Origin of the sequence: Lysobacter sp. Root690 (genome assembly GCF_001427785.1) — a bacterium.
Classification (GTDB): Bacteria; Pseudomonadota; Gammaproteobacteria; order Xanthomonadales; family Xanthomonadaceae; genus Lysobacter.
On record NZ_LMHM01000012.1, the window covers coordinates 758207 to 776575 of the forward strand.

15 protein-coding genes are annotated in these 18369 nt (G+C 68.7%); 7 read left to right on the forward strand and 8 right to left on the reverse strand.

Annotated elements, in window-relative coordinates; genetic code table 11:
- The first annotated feature begins 79 nt into the window (after positions 1–79).
- Entirely contained in the window at positions 80–850 is a 771-nt protein-coding gene (locus ASD86_RS11155) for an alpha/beta hydrolase (protein ID WP_056110349.1), read from the forward strand.
- A 471-nt stretch (positions 851–1321) separates the two neighbouring features.
- On the opposite strand, the gene ASD86_RS11160 is transcribed toward ASD86_RS11155, so the two are convergent.
- From ASD86_RS11160 to ASD86_RS11175, 4 genes are read right to left on the reverse strand one after another with little or no spacing between them, the layout of a single operon-like run.
- Entirely contained in the window at positions 1322–2344 is a 1023-nt protein-coding gene (locus ASD86_RS11160) for a spore coat U domain-containing protein (RefSeq protein WP_056110351.1), read from the reverse strand.
- Positions 2341–4761 carry a fimbria/pilus outer membrane usher protein gene (locus tag ASD86_RS11165; RefSeq protein WP_157476502.1) on the reverse strand — a complete coding sequence of 807 codons (2421 nt, stop codon included), beginning with the start codon at positions 4759–4761 and terminating at the stop codon, positions 2341–2343. Before ASD86_RS11165 ends, ASD86_RS11160 begins: the two co-directional genes overlap by 4 nt.
- The gene (locus ASD86_RS11170; RefSeq protein WP_082578262.1) at positions 4712–5497 is read right to left on the reverse strand and encodes a molecular chaperone; all 786 of its coding nucleotides are present in this window, start codon (positions 5495–5497) and stop codon (positions 4712–4714) included. The genes ASD86_RS11165 and ASD86_RS11170 overlap by 50 nt, the downstream gene beginning before the upstream one ends.
- A 13-nt stretch (positions 5498–5510) precedes the next feature.
- Positions 5511–6014 carry a spore coat U domain-containing protein gene (locus ASD86_RS11175; protein WP_056110355.1) on the reverse strand — a complete coding sequence of 168 codons (504 nt, stop codon included), beginning with the start codon at positions 6012–6014 and terminating at the stop codon, positions 5511–5513.
- A 364-nt stretch (positions 6015–6378) separates the two neighbouring features.
- On the opposite strand from ASD86_RS11175, the gene ASD86_RS11180 reads away from it, so the two are divergent.
- The 4 genes from ASD86_RS11180 to ASD86_RS11195 all read left to right on the forward strand — a co-directional run bounded on the left by ASD86_RS11180 (position 6379) and on the right by ASD86_RS11195 (position 13762).
- Positions 6379–7611, forward strand: coding sequence for a hypothetical protein (locus tag ASD86_RS11180; protein WP_056110357.1), 1233 nt, complete (start codon positions 6379–6381; stop codon positions 7609–7611).
- Positions 7612–7977: 366 nt separating this feature from the next.
- Positions 7978–10938, forward strand: a complete 2961-nt coding sequence (gene plsB / locus ASD86_RS11185; protein ID WP_235567721.1) for a glycerol-3-phosphate 1-O-acyltransferase PlsB — start codon at positions 7978–7980, stop codon at positions 10936–10938.
- Between the two features lie 143 nt (positions 10939–11081).
- Positions 11082–12341, forward strand: a complete 1260-nt coding sequence (locus ASD86_RS11190; protein WP_056110358.1) for a hypothetical protein — start codon at positions 11082–11084, stop codon at positions 12339–12341.
- A gap of 131 nt (positions 12342–12472) precedes the next feature.
- A complete protein-coding gene (locus ASD86_RS11195) occupies positions 12473–13762 on the forward strand; it encodes a hypothetical protein (protein ID WP_157476504.1) in 1290 nt (429 codons plus the stop codon).
- A gap of 69 nt (positions 13763–13831) precedes the next feature.
- Here ASD86_RS11195 and ASD86_RS11200 read toward each other — a convergent pair whose 3' ends face one another.
- The 4 genes from ASD86_RS11200 to ASD86_RS11215 form a co-directional block, all read right to left on the reverse strand.
- Positions 13832–14452, reverse strand: coding sequence for a hypothetical protein (locus ASD86_RS11200; RefSeq protein WP_056110362.1), 621 nt, complete (start codon positions 14450–14452; stop codon positions 13832–13834).
- A complete protein-coding gene (locus ASD86_RS11205) occupies positions 14452–15078 on the reverse strand; it encodes a hypothetical protein (RefSeq protein ID WP_056110364.1) in 627 nt (208 codons plus the stop codon). The genes ASD86_RS11200 and ASD86_RS11205 overlap by 1 nt, the downstream gene beginning before the upstream one ends.
- A complete protein-coding gene (locus ASD86_RS11210; RefSeq protein ID WP_056110366.1) occupies positions 15075–15698 on the reverse strand; it encodes a hypothetical protein in 624 nt (207 codons plus the stop codon). Before ASD86_RS11210 ends, ASD86_RS11205 begins: the two co-directional genes overlap by 4 nt.
- Positions 15699–15824: 126 nt before the next feature.
- Positions 15825–16034, reverse strand: a complete 210-nt coding sequence (locus ASD86_RS11215; RefSeq protein ID WP_036105101.1) for a YdcH family protein — start codon at positions 16032–16034, stop codon at positions 15825–15827.
- 110 nt (positions 16035–16144) lie between these two features.
- On the opposite strand from ASD86_RS11215, the gene ttcA reads away from it, so the two are divergent.
- Together ttcA and ASD86_RS11225 are read left to right on the forward strand one after the other, a co-directional pair.
- Positions 16145–17068, forward strand: a complete 924-nt coding sequence (gene ttcA, locus ASD86_RS11220; RefSeq protein ID WP_056110368.1) for a tRNA 2-thiocytidine(32) synthetase TtcA — start codon at positions 16145–16147, stop codon at positions 17066–17068.
- Between the two features lie 200 nt (positions 17069–17268).
- Positions 17269–18177, forward strand: a complete 909-nt coding sequence (locus ASD86_RS11225) for a recombination-associated protein RdgC (RefSeq protein WP_036105099.1) — start codon at positions 17269–17271, stop codon at positions 18175–18177.
- Positions 18178–18369 lie beyond the last annotated feature (192 nt).

Consider the following 18369-nt stretch of genomic DNA (forward strand, 5'->3'; position numbering starts at 1 on the left):
AGGCCGGATGGAGCGAGGATAGTGACGTCACCGGGAACGACCCGGCCCGTCCAGCCAATCCCATCCTCAAGGAGCCTCTATGAACATCCTCGCCCCCCTGGTCCTCGCCGCCTCCCTCAGCCTGGGCACGGCTTCGGCCGCCACTCCCGCCCCGACCGCCAAGCCTCGCCCGACCGTGGTGCTGGTCCACGGCGCCTTCGCCGACGGCTCGTCATGGAACAAGGTCATCCCGTTGCTCCAGGCACAGGGTTTGAACGCCGTCGCGGTGCAGAACCCGCTGACCTCGCTGGAAGACGACGTGACCTTCACCAACCGCGTCGTCAACGCGCAGTCCGGTCCGGTCGTGCTGGTCGGCCATTCCTGGGGTGGCTCGGTCATCACCCAGGCCGGCGGTAATGCCAAGGTCAAGGCCCTGGTCTACGTCGCCGCCTTCGCGCCTTCGCTCAATGCCGCGCCGGTGGTCGACACCAAGGACTTCCCGACTCCGCCGGGCTTCGCCCACTTCATCGCCGACGCCGACGGTTACCTGACCCTGCCCGCCGACGCCATCGCCCGCGACTTCGCGCAGGACGTCAGCGCCCAGGAAGCCAACCTGATCCACGCCACCCAGGGCGCGGTGCGCGGCGCCAACTTCGAACAGCCCGTCACCGTGGCCGCATGGACCACCAAGCCGTCGTGGTACATCGTCGCCGCCCAGGACCGCATGATCGACCCGGGCGCGCAGCGTGCGTTGGCCAAGAAGATCGGCGCGAAGACCACGGTTCTGCCGACCAGTCATGTGCCGATGGCGTCCGACCCGGAATCGGTGGCCAAGGTCATCGTCGAAGCGGCGCGAGCGGCGGCGAAGTAATCGATATGAGGCCAGCCGTCGGGGAGTGTGCAAGAACTCCCTGACGGCGCGTCGATGCGCCTACTTGCAAGGCCGTCTACTCGACCGGTCCTTGCTGTGACGAGACAGACGCTCGGCTGCCTGGTGGGCGTATGCCTGCTTCTGGCCGACAGCGGAATCGAAGCGAAGTTGCCGAAGCGTCATCCCAGACGGCTCGATCAGCTTCCGATCTGTCTGCGAAAGTTGCTGCTACCGGTTGACGGCCACCAATGACGACCAACGTTCAAGACGCGTAACCAACTTTCAAGTTAGCGCTTTCAACCATAAGAGCATCCGCGGTCCACGGCGGCATGCCCGCACGCAAGGCGGGAGACATCCAGCGCAAGGCGGTTTCAACATCGCCATGCGGGAGTAAGCCGATTGCGGCTTCGCAGCGTTACCGCCTGCCGACGATAGCGACGCGATTCGTCGCACCGCAGCCTCGCATCGCGATCAATACGTCACCGTCACCACGATCGTATCGCTGTAGGTCCCCACGTTCGGCGTCTGCGGCGCGACCCGCCCAAACACGGTCAGCGATTGCGCGGTGCCCGTGCCGGTGCCGGCCAGGGTGTCGCTGCCCAGGGTGTTGCCCCAGCGCAGGGTGCGCGGGCTGTTGCGGTACAACTCGTAGCTGACGAACTGGCCGCCGGCATTGCGCATGCGCCGCACCGTGCCGCTGGCGTTCAAGCCGTTGTTGAGGCCGATCTGCCACGCAGTGCGGCCGGTGCAGACCAGGCCGATCGCGGTGGTGCGGTCGACGTTGGCGGTGATCAGGCCGGGCACGTTGCCGAAAGCGAGGTCGGGCACCGGCTTGGGAGTGAGCGTGCAGGTGTTGGGCACCGAGCCGTTGACGGTGAAGGGGAACTGGCTGGGCGCGCCGCCGCTGCCGCCAGCGAGGCACGAAGTCGGCATCGGCGGATCGCCGAGCAAGGCCTCGGCGTAGCGGAATTCGATCAGAGTGTCGAGCGCGCCGGTGAATCGGTTGGTGTAGCTGCCGGCGTTGAGCGCGGTTTGGGCAGGGATGCGGCCGTACAGGGTCGCGTTCAAGGTCTGGCTGCCGCCGAGCAGGGGTACGGAGTAGTCGAACTGCAATGGAAGAAAATTCGGCACGGTGCCGTTGCCGCGCGCGCCCCAGATCGCGCTGCGCGCCGCGTCGGTGTACAGCTGCATCTGCAACGGATCGCTCAAGCCATTGATCATGCGCCGCGGGTTGAGGGTGCCGGCGCCGTCGGTGCCGCTGAGGATGCTCACGCACATGTTGACCTTGGCCCGCGCCAGCAGCGACAACGCGCCGGTGGTGCAGGTCACGGTCAAGGTCGCGCTGGCGTCGCTGATCGCGCCGGTGGTGGCGGGGAAGGTGAGGTTGGTCATCGACGCGGTGCAGGTGGTCGCAGCAAAGGCCGGCATCGGCGCGGTCATCGCGAGCAAGGCGAACAAACAGAACACGGCGATCAGGCGGCGGCGCACGTTCATGGCGATCGCTCCGGTGTACAGCTCAGCGGGCCTATTCGCGGGATGCCCGACCCTTGCGGATACGCGAACCGCACCCGGCACGCGCCGTTCGGCGTGTCGACGCGCAGGTCGTTGGCGTCGCCCACGCGATCGAGGTAAGCCTCGCCGTCGTAGCCGACGATCGCGCTGCCGCCATCGATCAGGCGCACGCGACTGCCCAGCGGCAGCGGCTGGCCCGAGGCATCGCGCAGCACCAATACCGCGGGGCGGATCTTGTCGATCGCGAAACGCACCAAGGTGCCCGAGCGATCTTTCGGCGTGGCCTGCACTTCGACCTGACCGAGCTGCACATCGGCCGGCAGCTCCATCGGATCGATCGCGATGCGGTTGCGCTGCCAGGCATTGAGCGGGGTGACCAGCAGCATGCCGTCGCGATCGCTGCGGCCGATCGGGCGGTTTTCCAGCAGCACCGGCACGTCGGCCACGCCGCCGGTGGAGACCACCGCGAATGCATCGCTGACGTTGCGCGCGGCGAAGGCATGGCCGCCCATCCACACCAGCGAACCGCTCGCGCTGGCGTAGCCGTAGTCGTTTTCGCCTTGACGCGCGAGGCCGAAATTGAAGCGCCCGAATGACGTCAGCCAACCCGCCTCGGCCAAGCCGCCTTCCTCGCCGTCGCCGCCGCGCGCCTGCACCCGCCAGCCGAAGCCGCCGTCGCCGGGCACCGGGCGGCTGATATCGATCACACCCTGGTCGAGATCGCGGCTGCGCTGCGCCGACACGCTGATCTGGGTGCTGGCGCGGCGGTCGCGATCCTGCAGGTTCAGGGTGAAACCCAGATAGACGTTGCGGTCCTCGCCGCGATCCAGGTTCTGGTTGTACGACAGGCTCAATGCGGCGCGGCCGCCGAAGCTGCGGTTCCAGGTCGCGCTGGCGTAGCGCGCGGCGGGTTCGTCGCGATAGATCAGGCGCACATAGCTCAGGCCGAGGCTGCCCAGTCGCGTGTCGCTCCAGCTCACCACCGCGCGTTCGCTGACCCGCGGCGCGCCCAGTCCGTAACGCGAGGCCAGATCGCGGTACTCGCCGCGGGTGCGTTGGGTGTCGGCGGAAATATTGAAACGCCCGTTGCTCCAGTTGTACGCCGCCGCATACAGCCAGCCGCCGTCGTCGCCGTCGCGGCCGTGCGCGAGCGAACCGCTGATCACCCCGGCCTGGCCGAGCAACCACACCCCGCCCACGCCGCCGTTGACCACACCGTCGCCGCCTTCGCCATGCGCTTCGACGGTGAAGCGGTCGCTGACGCCGTAACGCAGATCGCCGCTGAGCAAGGGTTCGCTGCCGTAGGCGAAGGAGCGGATCGCATAGTCCTCGCGCGCCAGGCCCAGGCTCAGCGACCAGTCCGACAAGCCCTTGGCCAACAATTGCTGCGCGGCATAGAACGGGAAGTCGAGGGTGCGGGTGCGGCCGAACGCATCGGTGACCACCAGTTGCGCGTTGCCGGCGCCGGTGATGCCGGGCAGGGTCGCCAGCTGGAACGGCCCGGGCGAGAGCTCGCCGCTGTATTGGCGGATGCCGTTGACGTACAGGTCCACCGCCGACGGCACCGCGACTTCGCCGAGCAGGGTCGGCAGCGGGGTGGTGATGCGGTAGGGCTGTAAACCGAAGTCGCGGCCGATGCGGATGCCGCCCAGGCGCAGCGGCCGGGTCCAGTCGAGCTGGCCGCTGATCACATCGCCGGCGGTGACGCTGAACATCGAAGCCGGCGCCGACCAGCGCCAACTGCTGTCCAGGCGCACCGAGTCGGTGCGGCGCGGGTCGTCCTCGTTCTGGTAGCTGCGGGTCACCGCGGTCTGGCTGAACACGCCGCTGCCGAGGCCGAACACGCGCAGCTCGGCGAACGCGCTGGTGCTGTCGCTGTGGCGGTCGCGGCTGGAATACAGGTCGTAGTTGAACAGCAGCCCGGGCGAGGCGCTGGCGACCGGGACATCGGCGCCGGGCGCGTTGAGCCGGGTGGTCGCCAGCGACAGCAGCGACAGCGGCGCGTCGATCGCGACCCGCTGGCTGGCGGCGTCGTAGCGCACGCTGACGCCGGCCAGGCCGTCGGGCGCCAGGGTGTCGCCGCTGTCGTGGCCGTCGAGGCGGAAGCCGATCGCGCGCAAGGTCGCGACGCTGGCGTACAGGCGCCCGTCGCGCAGCTCGAACGGCTGCGGCGGGCCGTAGGCGGTCTGGTTGAGGCTGACTTCCAGGTACAAGGCCATGTTCGCCGCCGCCGCGGTAGCGCTCAGCGATCCGCCGCCCGGCGCTTCGCCCGCGCGCAGCACCGCCAGCGGCGGCGGTTCCGCCGCGTGGCCCAGCTGCGACGCCAGGAGCAGGCCGGCCGGCATGGCATCAGCCAGCCGGCGGGTCCAGCGCCAGCGCCTGCTCGGTGGCTTCGCCATTGATCCTCGCCTTGAGGGTGCCGCCGCCGCGCAACAGCTCGGCCGGGGCCGCCAGCGGCCAGCGCATGCGCTGGCCGGGCAGGGTGTAACCGAGCAGGCCGGACTGCAGCGCATGCCGGGTGCCGTGGCGGTCGACGAACACCACGTCGGCCAACTGCGCGTGCTGGTCGCCGTCGTTGCGGACCTCGAGGCGGACCTGCTCGCCCTGGAAGCTCAGCTGCGCGCGCAGCTTGGGTGCCGGCGCGGCGTCGCCGGCCGGGGCGAGGAACACCGGCAGCGAGTAGCGCAATACGAACTGCAGGCCGGGCGGGCGGTTGGCGTCCTCGGGCGGCAGTTCGTCGACGATCAGCCGGTAGCTGTCCTCGCGGGCCGGCGGGGCGCCAAGGCGGATCACCCGCACCAGCTGCCGGGCGCCGGGCGCCAGTTCCAGCATCGGCGGGCTGATCGCCAGCGCCTGAGTCGGTTCGAAGTGCTCCTCGCCGTTGGCCTGGGTCCAGCGGAACACCCGCACCTGGGCCTGCAACGTGGTGGTGCCGGTGTTGCTGAGCCACAGGCCGTCGGCGTTCTGGCGGGCCTGCAGGGTCAGGGTGGTGGGCGTGACTTGCAGCCCGGCCGCGCCGGCGGGCGCGGCGATCAGGGCCAACAGCAGGCCGAGCGCGAGCGGGCGCAGGGCCGACGAAGCCCCGCTGGACGCGGCCGAGGCGCGGACTGCCTGCTGCCACCGGCCGCCGCTCATCGGCCCGGCCCGGTCAGTAGGTCACCGTGGCGGTCACCACGTCATTGTAAGTACCAGTGGGAAAGTTGGCGCTCGGAGTCCGGCCGTAGACCGGCACGTTGACCGCCGCGCCGGTGCCGCTGCCGGCCAGGACGTTGCCGCCGACCCCGGCGGTGCTGCCCCACACATCGGCGGCGCCGCGCGCGGCGGCCCGGTACAGCTGATACGGCACCAGGTTGGCGCCGGAGGCCATCTTGCGGCTGTTGACGTCGGTACCGTTCTGGCCGTTGTCGAGCCCGATCGTGTACGCCGTGCCCGGGGTGCAGTTGATGGTCAGCTGGCCCTGCTGGTCGACGTTGGTCGCGGTCGAGGCGACCGAGCCGAAATTGACGTTGGTGGGCGCGACGGTGTGGATGTCGCAGACGCTGGTGATGGTGATGGTGACGTTGAACTGAGTGGTGTCGTTAGCCGCCGAGGCGGGACCGACGCCGGCTAAGGCCAGGACAGCAATGAACAGACAGGTCGGGGTAGGACGCATGGTCGTTCTCCTGCGCGGCAGCGCGTTGGCGAACCGACAGATGTGCCGGTTTTGCCTGTTTAGAACGCATAAAACATGCCAGTACCGGCACCATATCGGCCGTCGGACCTGCACGGGGTGATAGGGGTCACGGGATCGCCGCTCCGGCCTGTTCAGCGGTTTTTCTGCTGGATTCGTTCACTTTTCGGCGTTGCAAAAAAGCGGGCGCAAGCGACCTCGCGCGTCAGCAAGTGCTGGCTGGCGTCGCGATCGGTGAGCGAGGGTGAGCCGGCCCCGGCTTGTGCCGGCCCGGACGCGCGGCCAAGATGCCCCACGCCTGGGGGGAGCCCATGCCGGGAGCCACGCCTTGCGAGCTTTAGAGCCGATGACCATCGTCCGACGCGTCCGCACGATCTGCCTGTCGACCGCCCTGCTGGTGGCGGCGGCCGGCTGCGGCCCGGACCCGGCGCCGGCCGAGCCGGTGGCGAGCCTGCCGACCCAGGCGGTGACCCAGCTGGTCGCCGACCTGCGCCGCAACGACCTGGCCGGCTACGCCCGCCACGCGCTGCCGCCGGAGCTGCACGCGCGCCTGGAAACCGCCTGGCGCGAGGGCCGCACCACCTGGCCGCTGACCGAGCTGCCGCTGCACGACCGCTTCCCGACCTTCATCGCCGCCTTGGCCGCGCAGAACGCCGAGCGCGACCTGGTGGCGAGTTTCCGCCGCCAGTTCGCCGGCGCCGACGGCGAGCTGCATTCGGCGGCCAGGACCCTGGGCGTGTTCGCGATCCAGTACGTGCGCAGCGAGGCCGTCTACAGCGACACCGAGCGCGATCACCATGCCCAGCTGATCGGTGCGATCAGCCAATGGGCGCAGACCACCTCGCTGGGCGACTCGGCCAAGGGCCGCGCGGCGATCCCGCAACTGGTCTCGGCCGCGCGTGCGACCGGGCTGGCGGCGCCGGACGCCTTCGCCCACAACGGCATGGACCGCAGCCTGCGCCGGCTGGGCCCGTTCGTGGAGCGGTTCAAGCAGGTGCTCGGCGGCTACGGCCTGGACCTGGACGCGGCGCTGGACAGCGTCGACGCCACCCTGGCCGAACAGACCGGCGACACCGCGCGGGTCCGCATCCGCTACCAACTGGCCGGCGAACCGGTCGACGCCTATGTGCTGGTCGAACGCCGTCAGCAGCGCTGGTACCTCAGCGATGTATTGCGCCATGCCCAGGCCGAGATCGAGGCGCCGCCGCGCGCGGCCTCGGCGGCGGGGCAACAGGCGGCGTGGGCGCGGGCGGTGGCGAACAGAAAACCGGCGCCGGCCAGGCCGGCCGCCGGCAAGGTCGAAGCGGCCCGGCCGGCGGCGACCCTGCCCGAAGCGGGCAAGGCTGAAGCAGGTGCGGCCGAAGCAGGCAAAGCCGAAGCGAATGCCGCCGAGCCCGCGGCCAAAGCCGGGGCCGCTCAAACCGGCGCAGGCAAAACCAGTCCCGTGCCGACGCCCGCGGCCGCCCAGCCCGCCGCCAAGCCCAGCGCGACCGCCGCGCCACCCGCGACGGCGCCCAAGCCAGCGGCTCCGGCCGCCGCTGCCGGCCCCACCGCCACCGCGCCGCCGAAACCCCGCTAAGCCATCGAGACCCGCGCGCCCCGAGGCATCTCGGGAAGGCGTTCAGGCCGCAGGCTTCCGGCGCAATCCGCTTCGAGCCCCTGCCGCGGCCGATCTGACCGCGGCGGGCCGGCATCCCGCATACGAAAAGCCCCCCGGCCGGCGCGCCAACCCCGTCCCGACAGCCGCCCATTCGGCCCAGGCGCGCGCCGAAGCCGAATAGGCATAATGCCGGGGATGCCGAAACAGACGCCCCTGCCTTTTCCCGACGCCGCCGCGGCCGATCCTCACGCGACCGACGGTGCTGGCGCACGCACGCCGACCGACCCGATCGACCCCACCGTTGCCGATGCCGATCCGGCGTCCTCTTCCGACATACCTTCCGCCATGCCCGAACCGACCCCACCCGTCGACCCCGGGCTTGACCCCAACGACGCGTCCGCGCCCGGCGTAGAGCCCGGCGCGACCTCGTTGCCGGGCACCGCCGCGGCGCCCGCCGACGCTGGCCCGATCGAGTCCGGTCCGACCGAAACCGCGCCGGTTGAATCCGCCGCGGCCGAGCCGTCCGGGATCGCGCCATCCGAGGTAACGCCGTCCGAGCCCGCGCCGCCCGCATCCGAAGCACCCGCGCCAGCGCCTGCGAACCCGGACACGGCCTCGATCGCCCGCGAACCCGACGCCACCGACTCGCAGCAAGCCTCACCCACCGTCGAGCCATCCAGCCACCACGCCGACGAACCGACCCACCAGGCCGAACTGCCGATGGACGCGCCCGCGCCGCCTGCCGTGGAGCCGTCCGCCCAAGCCACCCAGACCGCCCCGGCCGCCACCAAGAACCGCCCATGGTGGGCGCGCCTGCTCGGCCAGCTGATGGCGCCATGGGTGTCGCTGACGATCGAGCCCAAGACCCCGGCCGAACACATCGCCGAGGAATGGAACGGCCGCCCGGTCTGCTACGTGCTTGAGGACTACGGCCTGTCCAACGCCTTGATCCTCGAACGCGCCTGCATCGAAAGCGGCCTGCCGTCGCCGTTGCAGCCGCTGCCGGGCGATCCGCTGGGCCGCAAGCGCGCCTATGTCGCGCTGTCGCGGCGCAACGCCGGCACCCTGGCGCCGTCTGGTCCGCCTTCGGCCAAGACCCACTCCGGCTCGCTCGCGCGCCTGCTCGACGCGCACCGCGCCGACCCGGCGCTGGACGTGCAACTGGTGCCGGTGTCGATCTTCGTTGGCCGCGCGCCCGACCGCAGCAGCGGCTGGTTCTCGGTGCTGTTCTCGGAAAACTGGACCCTGGTCGGCCGCTTCCGCCGCTTGCTCGCCATCGCGCTCAACGGCCGCCACACCATGGTGCGGTTCTCGCCGCCGGTGTCGCTGCGCGGCATCGTCGACGAAGGGCTGGAACCCGAACGCACCGTGCGCAAGCTCTCGCGCGTGCTGCGCACCCACTTCCGCCGCATCCGCGCGGCGGTGATCGGGCCCGACCTGTCGACCCGGCGCATGCTGATCGATCGCGTGCTCGCCGCCGATCCGGTCAAGGAAGCGATCGCCGATCAAGCCCGCCGCGACAGCAGCTCCAGCGCCGAAGCGTGGAAGAAAGCCCACGCGATCGCCTACGAAATCGCCGCCGACTATTCGCACCCGGTGGTGCGCTCGCTGAGCTTCATCCTCACGCCAGTGTGGAACCGCATCTACCGCGGCGTGCTGGTGCATCACCTCGACCAGCTCAAGCAGGACGCGCCCGGCCACGAAGTCGTCTATGTGCCCTGCCACCGCAGCCACATGGACTACCTGCTGCTGAGCTATCTGCTCTACGCCAAGGGCATCGTGCCGCCGCATATCGTCGCCGGCATCAATCTCAACCTGCCGGTGATCGGCGGCATCCTGCGTCGCGGCGGCGCGTTCTTCATCCGCCGCAGCATCCGCGGCAGCGTGCTGTATTCGGCGATCCTCAGCGAGTACGTCGCGCAGCTGGTGTCGGGCGGCTATTCGATCGAATACTTCATCGAAGGCGGACGCTCGCGCACCGGTCGATTGCTGCAGCCCAAGGGCGGCATGATCGTGATGACCGTGCGCGGCTTCCTGCGTCAGCCGACCCGTCCGGTGCTGTTCCAGCCGATCTACGTCGGCTACGAAAAGCTGATGGAAGGCAACAGTTACCTCGACGAGCTGTCGGGTAAGCCGAAGGAAAAAGAATCGATCTGGCAGCTGCTTTGGGGCATCCCCAAGGTGCTGCGCTCCAATTACGGCCAGGTGGTGGTGAACTTCGGCGAGCCGATCCGGCTCAACGACATGCTCGCCACGCATGCGCCCGAGTGGGACGGCCGTCCGCTCGACGAAGAAGACAAGCCGGCGTGGCTGTCGGCCACGGTCGATGCCTTGGCCGAACAGATCCAGATCAACGTCAACCGCGCCGCCGATGTCAACCCGATCAACCTGCTCGCGCTGGCGCTGCTGTCCACGCCCAAGCACGCGATGGGCGAGGCCGATCTGCTCGCGCAGATCGCGCTGTCGAAAACCCTGCTGGCCGAATTGCCGTATTCCGACCGAGTCACCGTCACCCCGCACACGCCGCAGGAAATCGTCGCCCACGGCGAAGAGATCAACGTGCTCGAACGCGTCGCCCATCCGCTCGGCGACGTGCTCGGCGTCGACGGCGACGACAAGGCGGTGTTGCTGAGTTACTTCCGCAACAATGTCCTGCACCTGTTCACCGCGGCCTCGTGGATCGCCTGCTGCTTCCAGCACAACCGGCGCATGAGCCTGGCCGGCGTGCTGCGCCTGGGCCGCAGCGTGTACCCGTTCCTGCAGGCCGAACTGTTCCTGCCGTGGAGCGAGGAAGAATTCACACAGCGCCTGTCGCGCACCGTCGACGTGTTCGTGCGCGAAGGCCTGCTCGAGCGGGTCAGCGACGACGACGGCGGCATCCTCGCCCGCAACGCCGGCCAGACCGACGAAGTGTTCCGCCTGCGCGCGATCGGCCACTCGCTGCAGCAGGCCTTCGAGCGTTATTACATCGCCATCAGCGTGCTGGTGAAGAACGGCCCCGGCACGATGTCGGCCGGCGAACTCGAAAGCCTGTGCCAACTCGCCGCGCAGCGCCTGTCGCTGCTGTACGCGCCGGCCGCGCCGGAATTCTTCGACAAGACCCTGTTCCGCGGCTTCATCCAGAAACTGCGCGAACTCAAACTGGTCTGGCCCGACAGCGAGGGCAAGCTCGCCTTCGACCAGCGCCTGGACGCGTGGGCGAAGGACGCGAAGGTGATCCTCGGCCGCGAACTGCGGCATACGATCGAGAAGATCAGTCCGGAGATGGCCAAGCCGGTCGTGGAAACGCCGCCGGCCGCGGCCTGAACGACGCAGTTCGGCGACATCGCGCGGCCACGGCGCCGCGCGATTGTTCCAGGCCACTGGGGCGTGGATACTGGCGCGGCTTCTCGGGGGGAGAAGCCGTTGCGCATCGCGCTTGCCCGAGCAAGCGCCAGGGGGTTGGGGACATGATCAAGATCAAGACTGCGCCGCTCGCGGCGGGCGTGCTCATGCTCGCGTTGAGCACCGCCGCGCAGGCGGCCAGCAAGGAAATCGATGGCTACCGATCCGAGCGCGCGTCGCTCGCGGCGAGTCTGCCGGTGCATATCGTCGCCCTCGATCAGCGAGTGCGGCCGCAGGTCGATTTCGTCTATCAGGACGTGACGCGCTACATGCCGGGCTATCCGGGCGGCACGCCGCAGTTCAATTCCGGCATGAGCACCGGGCAGGCGATAGGCGTCAATGTCCTCGGCGGCCTGATCGCGAGCGCGATCGTCAACGGCGCGGCGTATTCCGAGGCCAAGAACCGCGCCGTCGCCGCTTACCAACCGCTCCAGCAGGCGCGGTGCGACCTGCCGGTCGATACGCCCTTGCAGCAGGCCGTGCGCGACGCGATCGCGCGCGCGCCCTGGGGCGCGGCGGTGGCGGTAAACCTGACCGACGGCGAAGACGACGCGTGGGAAAAACGCATTCCCAAGGATCAGCCGCGGCAGATATTCACCATCACCTCGAGCCTGTCTCCGGGCCTGACCGCCCTGGTGACCTCGGTCGATGTCGCCGCGTACGCGCCCGAGGGCGAGGTCAAGTCGGCGTGGCGGAAGAAACCGTTGTGGCGCGATCACTTCATCGTCGTGTCCGATTGGCTGGACCTTCCGCCCAAGACCACCGCCGAGATCGAGCAACTGGTGGCGGAGGAAGAACGGCGTTTCGCCGACAGCGGCGCGCAGGCGATGGTCGCGCGGGTCAAGGAAAAAGGCCGCGTGGGACGCAGTTCCGAACTGCGCGAAGCCGCCGACGCGCGCAAGCTGCACGAAAAGAATCTGGAACTCGCGCGCGAGGAGAGTTGGTCGGCGGAAATCGAGGACCAGCGCCGCGCACGGCTATGGAGCGAGAACGATTGCGCGCGTCTGCGCTCGGCGATCGATCTGGCCGGAGCGGAACTCGGGCGCATGCTCGATGCTCTGTATGCGCAGCAGTTGCCGGCGCGGCGGTCGTCGAAAGAGTTGGACAACGCGTTCGAGCGCCCGGGCGAACGGCAGATCCGCGCGTTGCCGGGTGGGGTCTACGTCTCGCGCAACGAAGGCGGTTCGGTGAACCTGAATTTCCGTTACAGCCTGTTGCCGTTGAAGGAGTCCAAGCCCGCCGATCGCCCCGCGCCGCCGTCCGCGCGCGGCGCCGACGCTGCCGCGGCGGAACACACGCAGGACGCGCCGACCGCGAGTCAATGACGGCAATTCGTCGAGCGCATCGACCCGGCCGGCACCGGCCGGGTCTCTGATATCCGTCACTGCAAGCCCCGCGCCCATGCGGGTTACCATCGCCCGACCCCGATCCGGCCCCGCCGATGTCCGTCAATCCGATGTCCACGAGCACGATCCCGACCAGCGCCCTGGCTTCGGCCTCCGATCCGTCCGCGTCCGCCATCGGTGGCGGCGGCAGCCACCCGTGGCTCGAAATTCCTCTGCTCAGCGCCCGGCTGCTGTGGCGCCACTGGCCCGCGCTGGCGTTTTGGTTCTTCGCCCAGCGGGTCTGTTACGACCTGTTGATGCAGTTGTCGGTCAAGCTCGGCGAGCGCTCGGTGCTGCTGTCGTTCGCGGTGCTGTCGGTGCTGATCGTGACCCAGCTGGCCGGCACCATCCTGATGTTCCAGTCGCTGCGGCCGTCGCTGCCGATGCTCGCCGGCGGCGCGACCACGCCCGATACCGCGGCGGTGCGCAAGCAGTGGATCACCGCGCTGGCGATCGCGATGCTGCCGTTCTTCGCCTATTACGCCGGCTGGGGCCTGCTCGAGGATTTGCGCCGCAACTTCCGCACCCACTACACCTTCAGCGTGTGGGACAAGGAAAACCTGCATCAGGTGCTCAAGCTCAAGGGCTTGTGGATCGCGCTCGCGGTGGCCTGGGTGGTGCGCTGGTTCAGCAAGCGCCGCGCGGCCGCGACCGGGCATGCGTTGTGGAACGTGGTGGCGACCAGTTGCGAGGCGTACTGGGTGTTCGTCGGCGCGGCGGCGATCGCGCAGCTGATCAAGAGCGGCCAGGATTGGTGGCACGAGCGAGTGGTTTATGTCGCCGCGACCGAGTGGTGGGAAAGCCCGACCGCCGTGTTCAAGCTGCTGGCGCCGAGCAAGCGCGCGCTGGCGCCGCTGTGGGATTTCGTCTCGACCGCGGCCGGCGCGATCGCCTTGCCGCTGATCTGGCTGGCGATCACCGCGATCATCTACGGCATCGACCTGCGCCGCGCGCAGCGCATCGACGCCGCCGACGAACGTCTGGGCCGGGTCGCCGAGCGCTTCAAGTCGATGCATTTCACTCTGCGCATGCTCGCCGACAAAGCCAGCGCCGGCTGGAGCAGCAAGGGCGTGCCGGTGGTCAACAGCCTGCGCCTGGTGCTGCGCGCGGGCCTGCCGGCCTTGCTGACCCTGTGCGTGTGCTGGCAGCTGCTGGCCTACATCGACTCGTGGTCGTGGCGGCTGATGCAGCAGTTCGTCGGCCCGAAGGACCCGCAATGGCAGAGCGTGATCGGCCAGCCGTTCGCGGTGTTCCTCAACACGCCGCTGTCGTTCCGCACCTCGTTGCTGACCGATGTGCTGCGCGTGGTGTTGCTGGCGGCGACGTTCGACCGCGCGATCGCGCGCTTGCCGCGCGGTTGATCGCAACGCCTCGGCGCGGAAGCCCCGCCCGCGCAGACTGCGCGGCGCGCTTGGGCTCTACCGCGATCGCTACAGCTTGAAACGCAGGTAGCGGCCCTTGGCGGATTGCAGCGGGCCGAATTCGATCCGCGCCTCCAAGCCTTCCAGCTTCTGCGTACGCGGCAACACGTAGGCGTGCTGGAACGCGAACGGTCGGCCCGGCACCGCCAGCACCGATTTGAACTGCGCGTCGTAGCCGCTGCCGCAACTGGTCGGCAGTTTCGGCCCGCCCAGGCGCGGCAAGCCGACCGGGCCGGCTTCCCATTGCCGGCCCTGCGCATCGGCGACGCGGCCGCGACAGGTGTCGAGGGTCTTGATCGGGGTGCCCGAATCCGGAATCACTTCGTAGCGCACCAGCAACACGCCGGCATCCTTGCGCAGCGAACCGAGGATGCGCGGATCGCGCGGGGCCAGCGCTTCGGCCTCGACCAGACGCCAACGCGCGCCTTCGAACTGCACCCAGTCGTGCTTGGGCGCGTCGATCGCGATGCTCGGGTTGCGGTCCCGATACTCGTTCAAGGCGTCGCGATACGGCGCATAGATCGCGATGCCGCCGAGCACCGCGGTGCCGATCAGCCAGCCGGTGTTGCGCCGCCACCAGCCGATGGTGGTAGTACCGGCGACCGGCCTGGCGGGAATTTCGATGCTCATCAGCGCAGATCCAATACCGGTTTCGCTTCGGCCAACAACTTGCGCGCGCGCGCCGCGTCGATGCCCAGATCGACGTCGACCAGGCTGTCGCCGCCCTGCGGCAGGCCGTTGCCCCAATACAGTTGCAGGTGCGCGCCTTCGAGCCGGTCGGCCGGCACTTCGAAGAACCAGGCGCCGCTCTCGGGCAGCCCCGGCGCGACCGGACGCTCGCTCAGGTTGATGCCGCGCAGCTTGGGGCGCTCGGCGCTGGACGCGGCGTAGACCAGGCCGTCGCGGGTCAGCAATTGCGCGCTGACGTAACCCGGGCGCTGGGTCGATTCAACCTTGGCCAGCACCGACAGCCACAACCCCGGAGTGCGCAGCAGCAGATCCTCCGAGCGGCTGAAGTCGCCCTTGAGCAGATAGGCGCGCGCGGCCTTGACCTTGCCGACCTCGACCGCGAAGTTGCGGCCCTCGGCCCGCGCCGGCCCGCTCGCGCGCTGCACCAGCGGCGCGTCGCGCTGTTCGTAGCTCGACTCGCCCTTGCGCAGCGCGACCACAGCGATCAGCGCCAGCACGATCCACAGCGCATCGCGCCAACGCCAGCGCACTCGCAGGCCGTGGCCGGAAGTTGTCGTCGTGCTCATGGCGCCACCGCCCGGTCGCGCAGGTCCTGCACCGGAATCAGGAACTTGGCCGCGGGCTTGCCCTGCACCCAGGCGCCCTCGTCGTTGATGTAGGCCTTGGCCTTGTAGGCGCGCGCGAACACGCCCCAGGTCTGCTGCGGCGCGTGGACATAGTTCTTCGGCAGATTCCAGACCAGATCGACCCGTTGTTTCAGGCGCGGATGCAGGTCGGCGGCGACGCTGTGGTCGTCGGACATCAGCAGTAGATCGGGCTTGATCGGCTCGCGCTTGGCCGACACCAGGATCACGTCCTCGCGCGGGTAGCCAAAGCCGTTGAAGCTGCGCGGCGTGCGGTTCTCGATCTCGACCTGCAGCACCAGGTACAGCTTGCTTGGATCGAAGCGGTCGACCTGGCCGCCGGGTTTGTAGCGCGCGACCCAGGCGCGCAGCGGCGTCACCGCCATCGCCCCGCCCTGGTAGCGGTGGCCGGCCGAATACTGGGGCAGGGGCTTGCTGGTGCTCTTGGCCTGCTTGAAACCGCCGAGCGCGAAAGTGGCCACGAGCGCGACCAGCGCGACCGCCGAGGCACCTTGCCACCAGGGGTTGCGCGCCGCCTTGACCAGTTCGTCCTTATTCGCCATGCAACCGCCCGATTTCGAGTGGCGGCACCGTAGCACGAGCGACGGGGCCGGCTGCAGCTGGGTTTCGCACTAGCTGGACATGACACTCAGGCATGACATCGGCGGCGCTGGCGGGCGCGGCGGCGGTCAGGCCGGTTCGTCGGGGATCAGCGCGCTTTCCAGCCGGGCGATGCAGTCCTTCAGCCACAGCTTGCGCTTCTTGAGCCGCTTGACCGTGAGCTCGTCGGCCTGCGGGTCCAGGGCCAGACGGTCGATGGCCGCGTCGAGATCGCGATGCTCCAGCCGCAGTTCGGCGAGCTGGCGGACGATCTCGGTGGAGTCGGTGCTGACGGTCATGCCGCTGAGCTTAACGCGCCGCCCTTGCGGCCGTCATCGGTGGCGGCGGTCCGCCGCGGTGGCCCACGCCGGCTGCGTTCACCGACCCGTAGCGTAGAATCGACGGCCTCATGAGCACTGTCCTGCCCCTCGCCGAACCCGTCCGCCGCCCGCGCCCGGACACCGCCCGCGCCGCCGACGGCGAGCGCCTGGCCACCCGCCTGCGCCATCAGGTCGGCCGCGCCATCGCCGACTTCGGCATGATCGAAGAAGGCGACAAGGTCATGGTCTGCCTGTCCGGCGGCAAGGACAGTTACACCTTGCTCGACATTCTCCTGCAACTGCAGAAGAAGGCGCCGGTGAAGTTCGAACTGGTCGCGGTCAACCTGGACCAGAAGCAGCCCGATTTCCCCGAACACGTGCTGCCGGCGTATTTGGAATCGATCGGGGTGGCGTACAAGATTCTCGAGCAGGACACCTACTCGGTGGTCACGCGCGTCGTGCCTGAGGGCAAGACGATGTGCTCGCTGTGTTCGCGGCTTAGGCGCGGGGCGCTCTACAGCTACGCGGCGGAACAAGGCTTTACGAAGATCGCGCTCGGGCATCATCGCGATGACTTGGTCGCCACGTTCTTCCTGAATCTGTTCTTCCACGCCAAGCTCAGCGGCATGCCGCCCAAGCTGCTGTCCGACGACGGCAAGCACGTGGTGATCCGGCCGCTGGCCTATGTGCGCGAGGACGACATCGTCGATTACGCGGCGATCAAGGACTTCCCGATCATCCCGTGCAACCTGTGCGGCTCGCAGGAAAACCTGCAGCGCAAGCAGGTCAAGCGCATGATGGATGCCTGGGAACGCGAAACGCCGGGCCGCATCGAGACCATTTCGCGCGCGCTCGGCGATATCCGGCCGTCGCAGTTGAGCGATGCGACGTTGTTCGATTTTCTGGGGCTGGGCAAGGCGGGTGCCGCGCCTGTCGTCGATGCGCCGGTGTGGTTGGACGAAGCATCCGTTGAAACGAACGACACGCAAGTTAACGACGCGCAAGTTGGATAACCGCGTACTTCCCAAGCCGTCATTCCCGCGAAGGCGGGAATCCAGGGCTTCATCCAGGTATGACTCTGAAGTCTCTGGATGTTCGGCTCCGCCGAAATAAAATAAAGCGGAGCCCGCCTTCGCGGGAATGACGAGCAAAAGCGGCCCGCGAGCCGCTCTTGGCTATTCCCGACTCCCCATTCCCCATTCCCGGTCCCCTAATGTTCTTTCGCAACCTGACCTTCTTCCGCTTCCCCACCACCCACAAACTCGACGATCTCGAAAAAGGCCTCGAAGAGTGCGCGCTCAAGCCGGTCGGCCCGCTGGAGCTGTCCTCGCGCGGCTTCATCTCGCCGTTCAGTCGCGCCACCGAGGACGCGCAGATGCTCAACCGCATCGGCGACGCGATCTGGATCACCGTCGGCAGTGAAGACCGGCTGCTGCCGGGCGCGGTCGTCAACGACATGCTGGCCAAGAAACTGGCCGAGATCGAGCAGAAGGAAGGGCGCAAGCCCGGCGGCCGCACGCGCAAGCGGCTCAAGGACGAATTGATCGTCGATCTGATGCCGCGCGCCTTCATCAAGCCCGGCCGCACCGACGCGATCATCGATCTCGAGCACGGCCTGGTCATCGTCGACACCTCCAGCCGCAAGACCGGCGAGAACGTGATCAGCGAAATCCGCCGCGCGGTCGGCAGTTTCCCGGCGTTGCCGTTGAACGCCGAAATCGCGCCGCGTTCGATCCTCACCGGCTGGGTCGCAGGCGAAGAATTGCCCGACGGCATCAGCCTGGGCGATGAGTGCGAACTGCGCGATCCGGTCGATCAGGGCGCGGTGGTCAAGTGCCAGCGCCAGGAGCTGGAAAGCGATGAAATCGCCAAGCACCTGGAAACCGGCAAGCAAGTCACGCGTCTGGCGCTGACCCTGGACGACCACGTGTCGTTCGTGATCGGCGAAGACCTGGTGGTGCGCAAGTTCAAGCTGCTCGACGGCGCCGTGGATCAGCTCGAAAACAGCGACAGCGATGGCGTGCGCGCCGAGCTCGACGCGCGCTTCGCGTTGATGAGCGCCGAGGTGAAGCGTTTGTTCCGGGTGATGGAGTCGGCGTTGAAGTTGTCCAAGGTCGATTGATCGATCGCGGCCCCGTGCGAGCGGCGGCGACGCACGGGTTGCGTTGGTGGTCGTGGTAGCGCAGTCGCGGCTCGCGCCGCTCCTACAGGGGCGGCCGAACCCTCGTTGCCCCTGTAGGAGNNGCTGCATCGACGCCGTCATTCGCCTGGCCGCCGTCGCCCCCATGCCGCGGCACCTTTACCGTCGCACCGG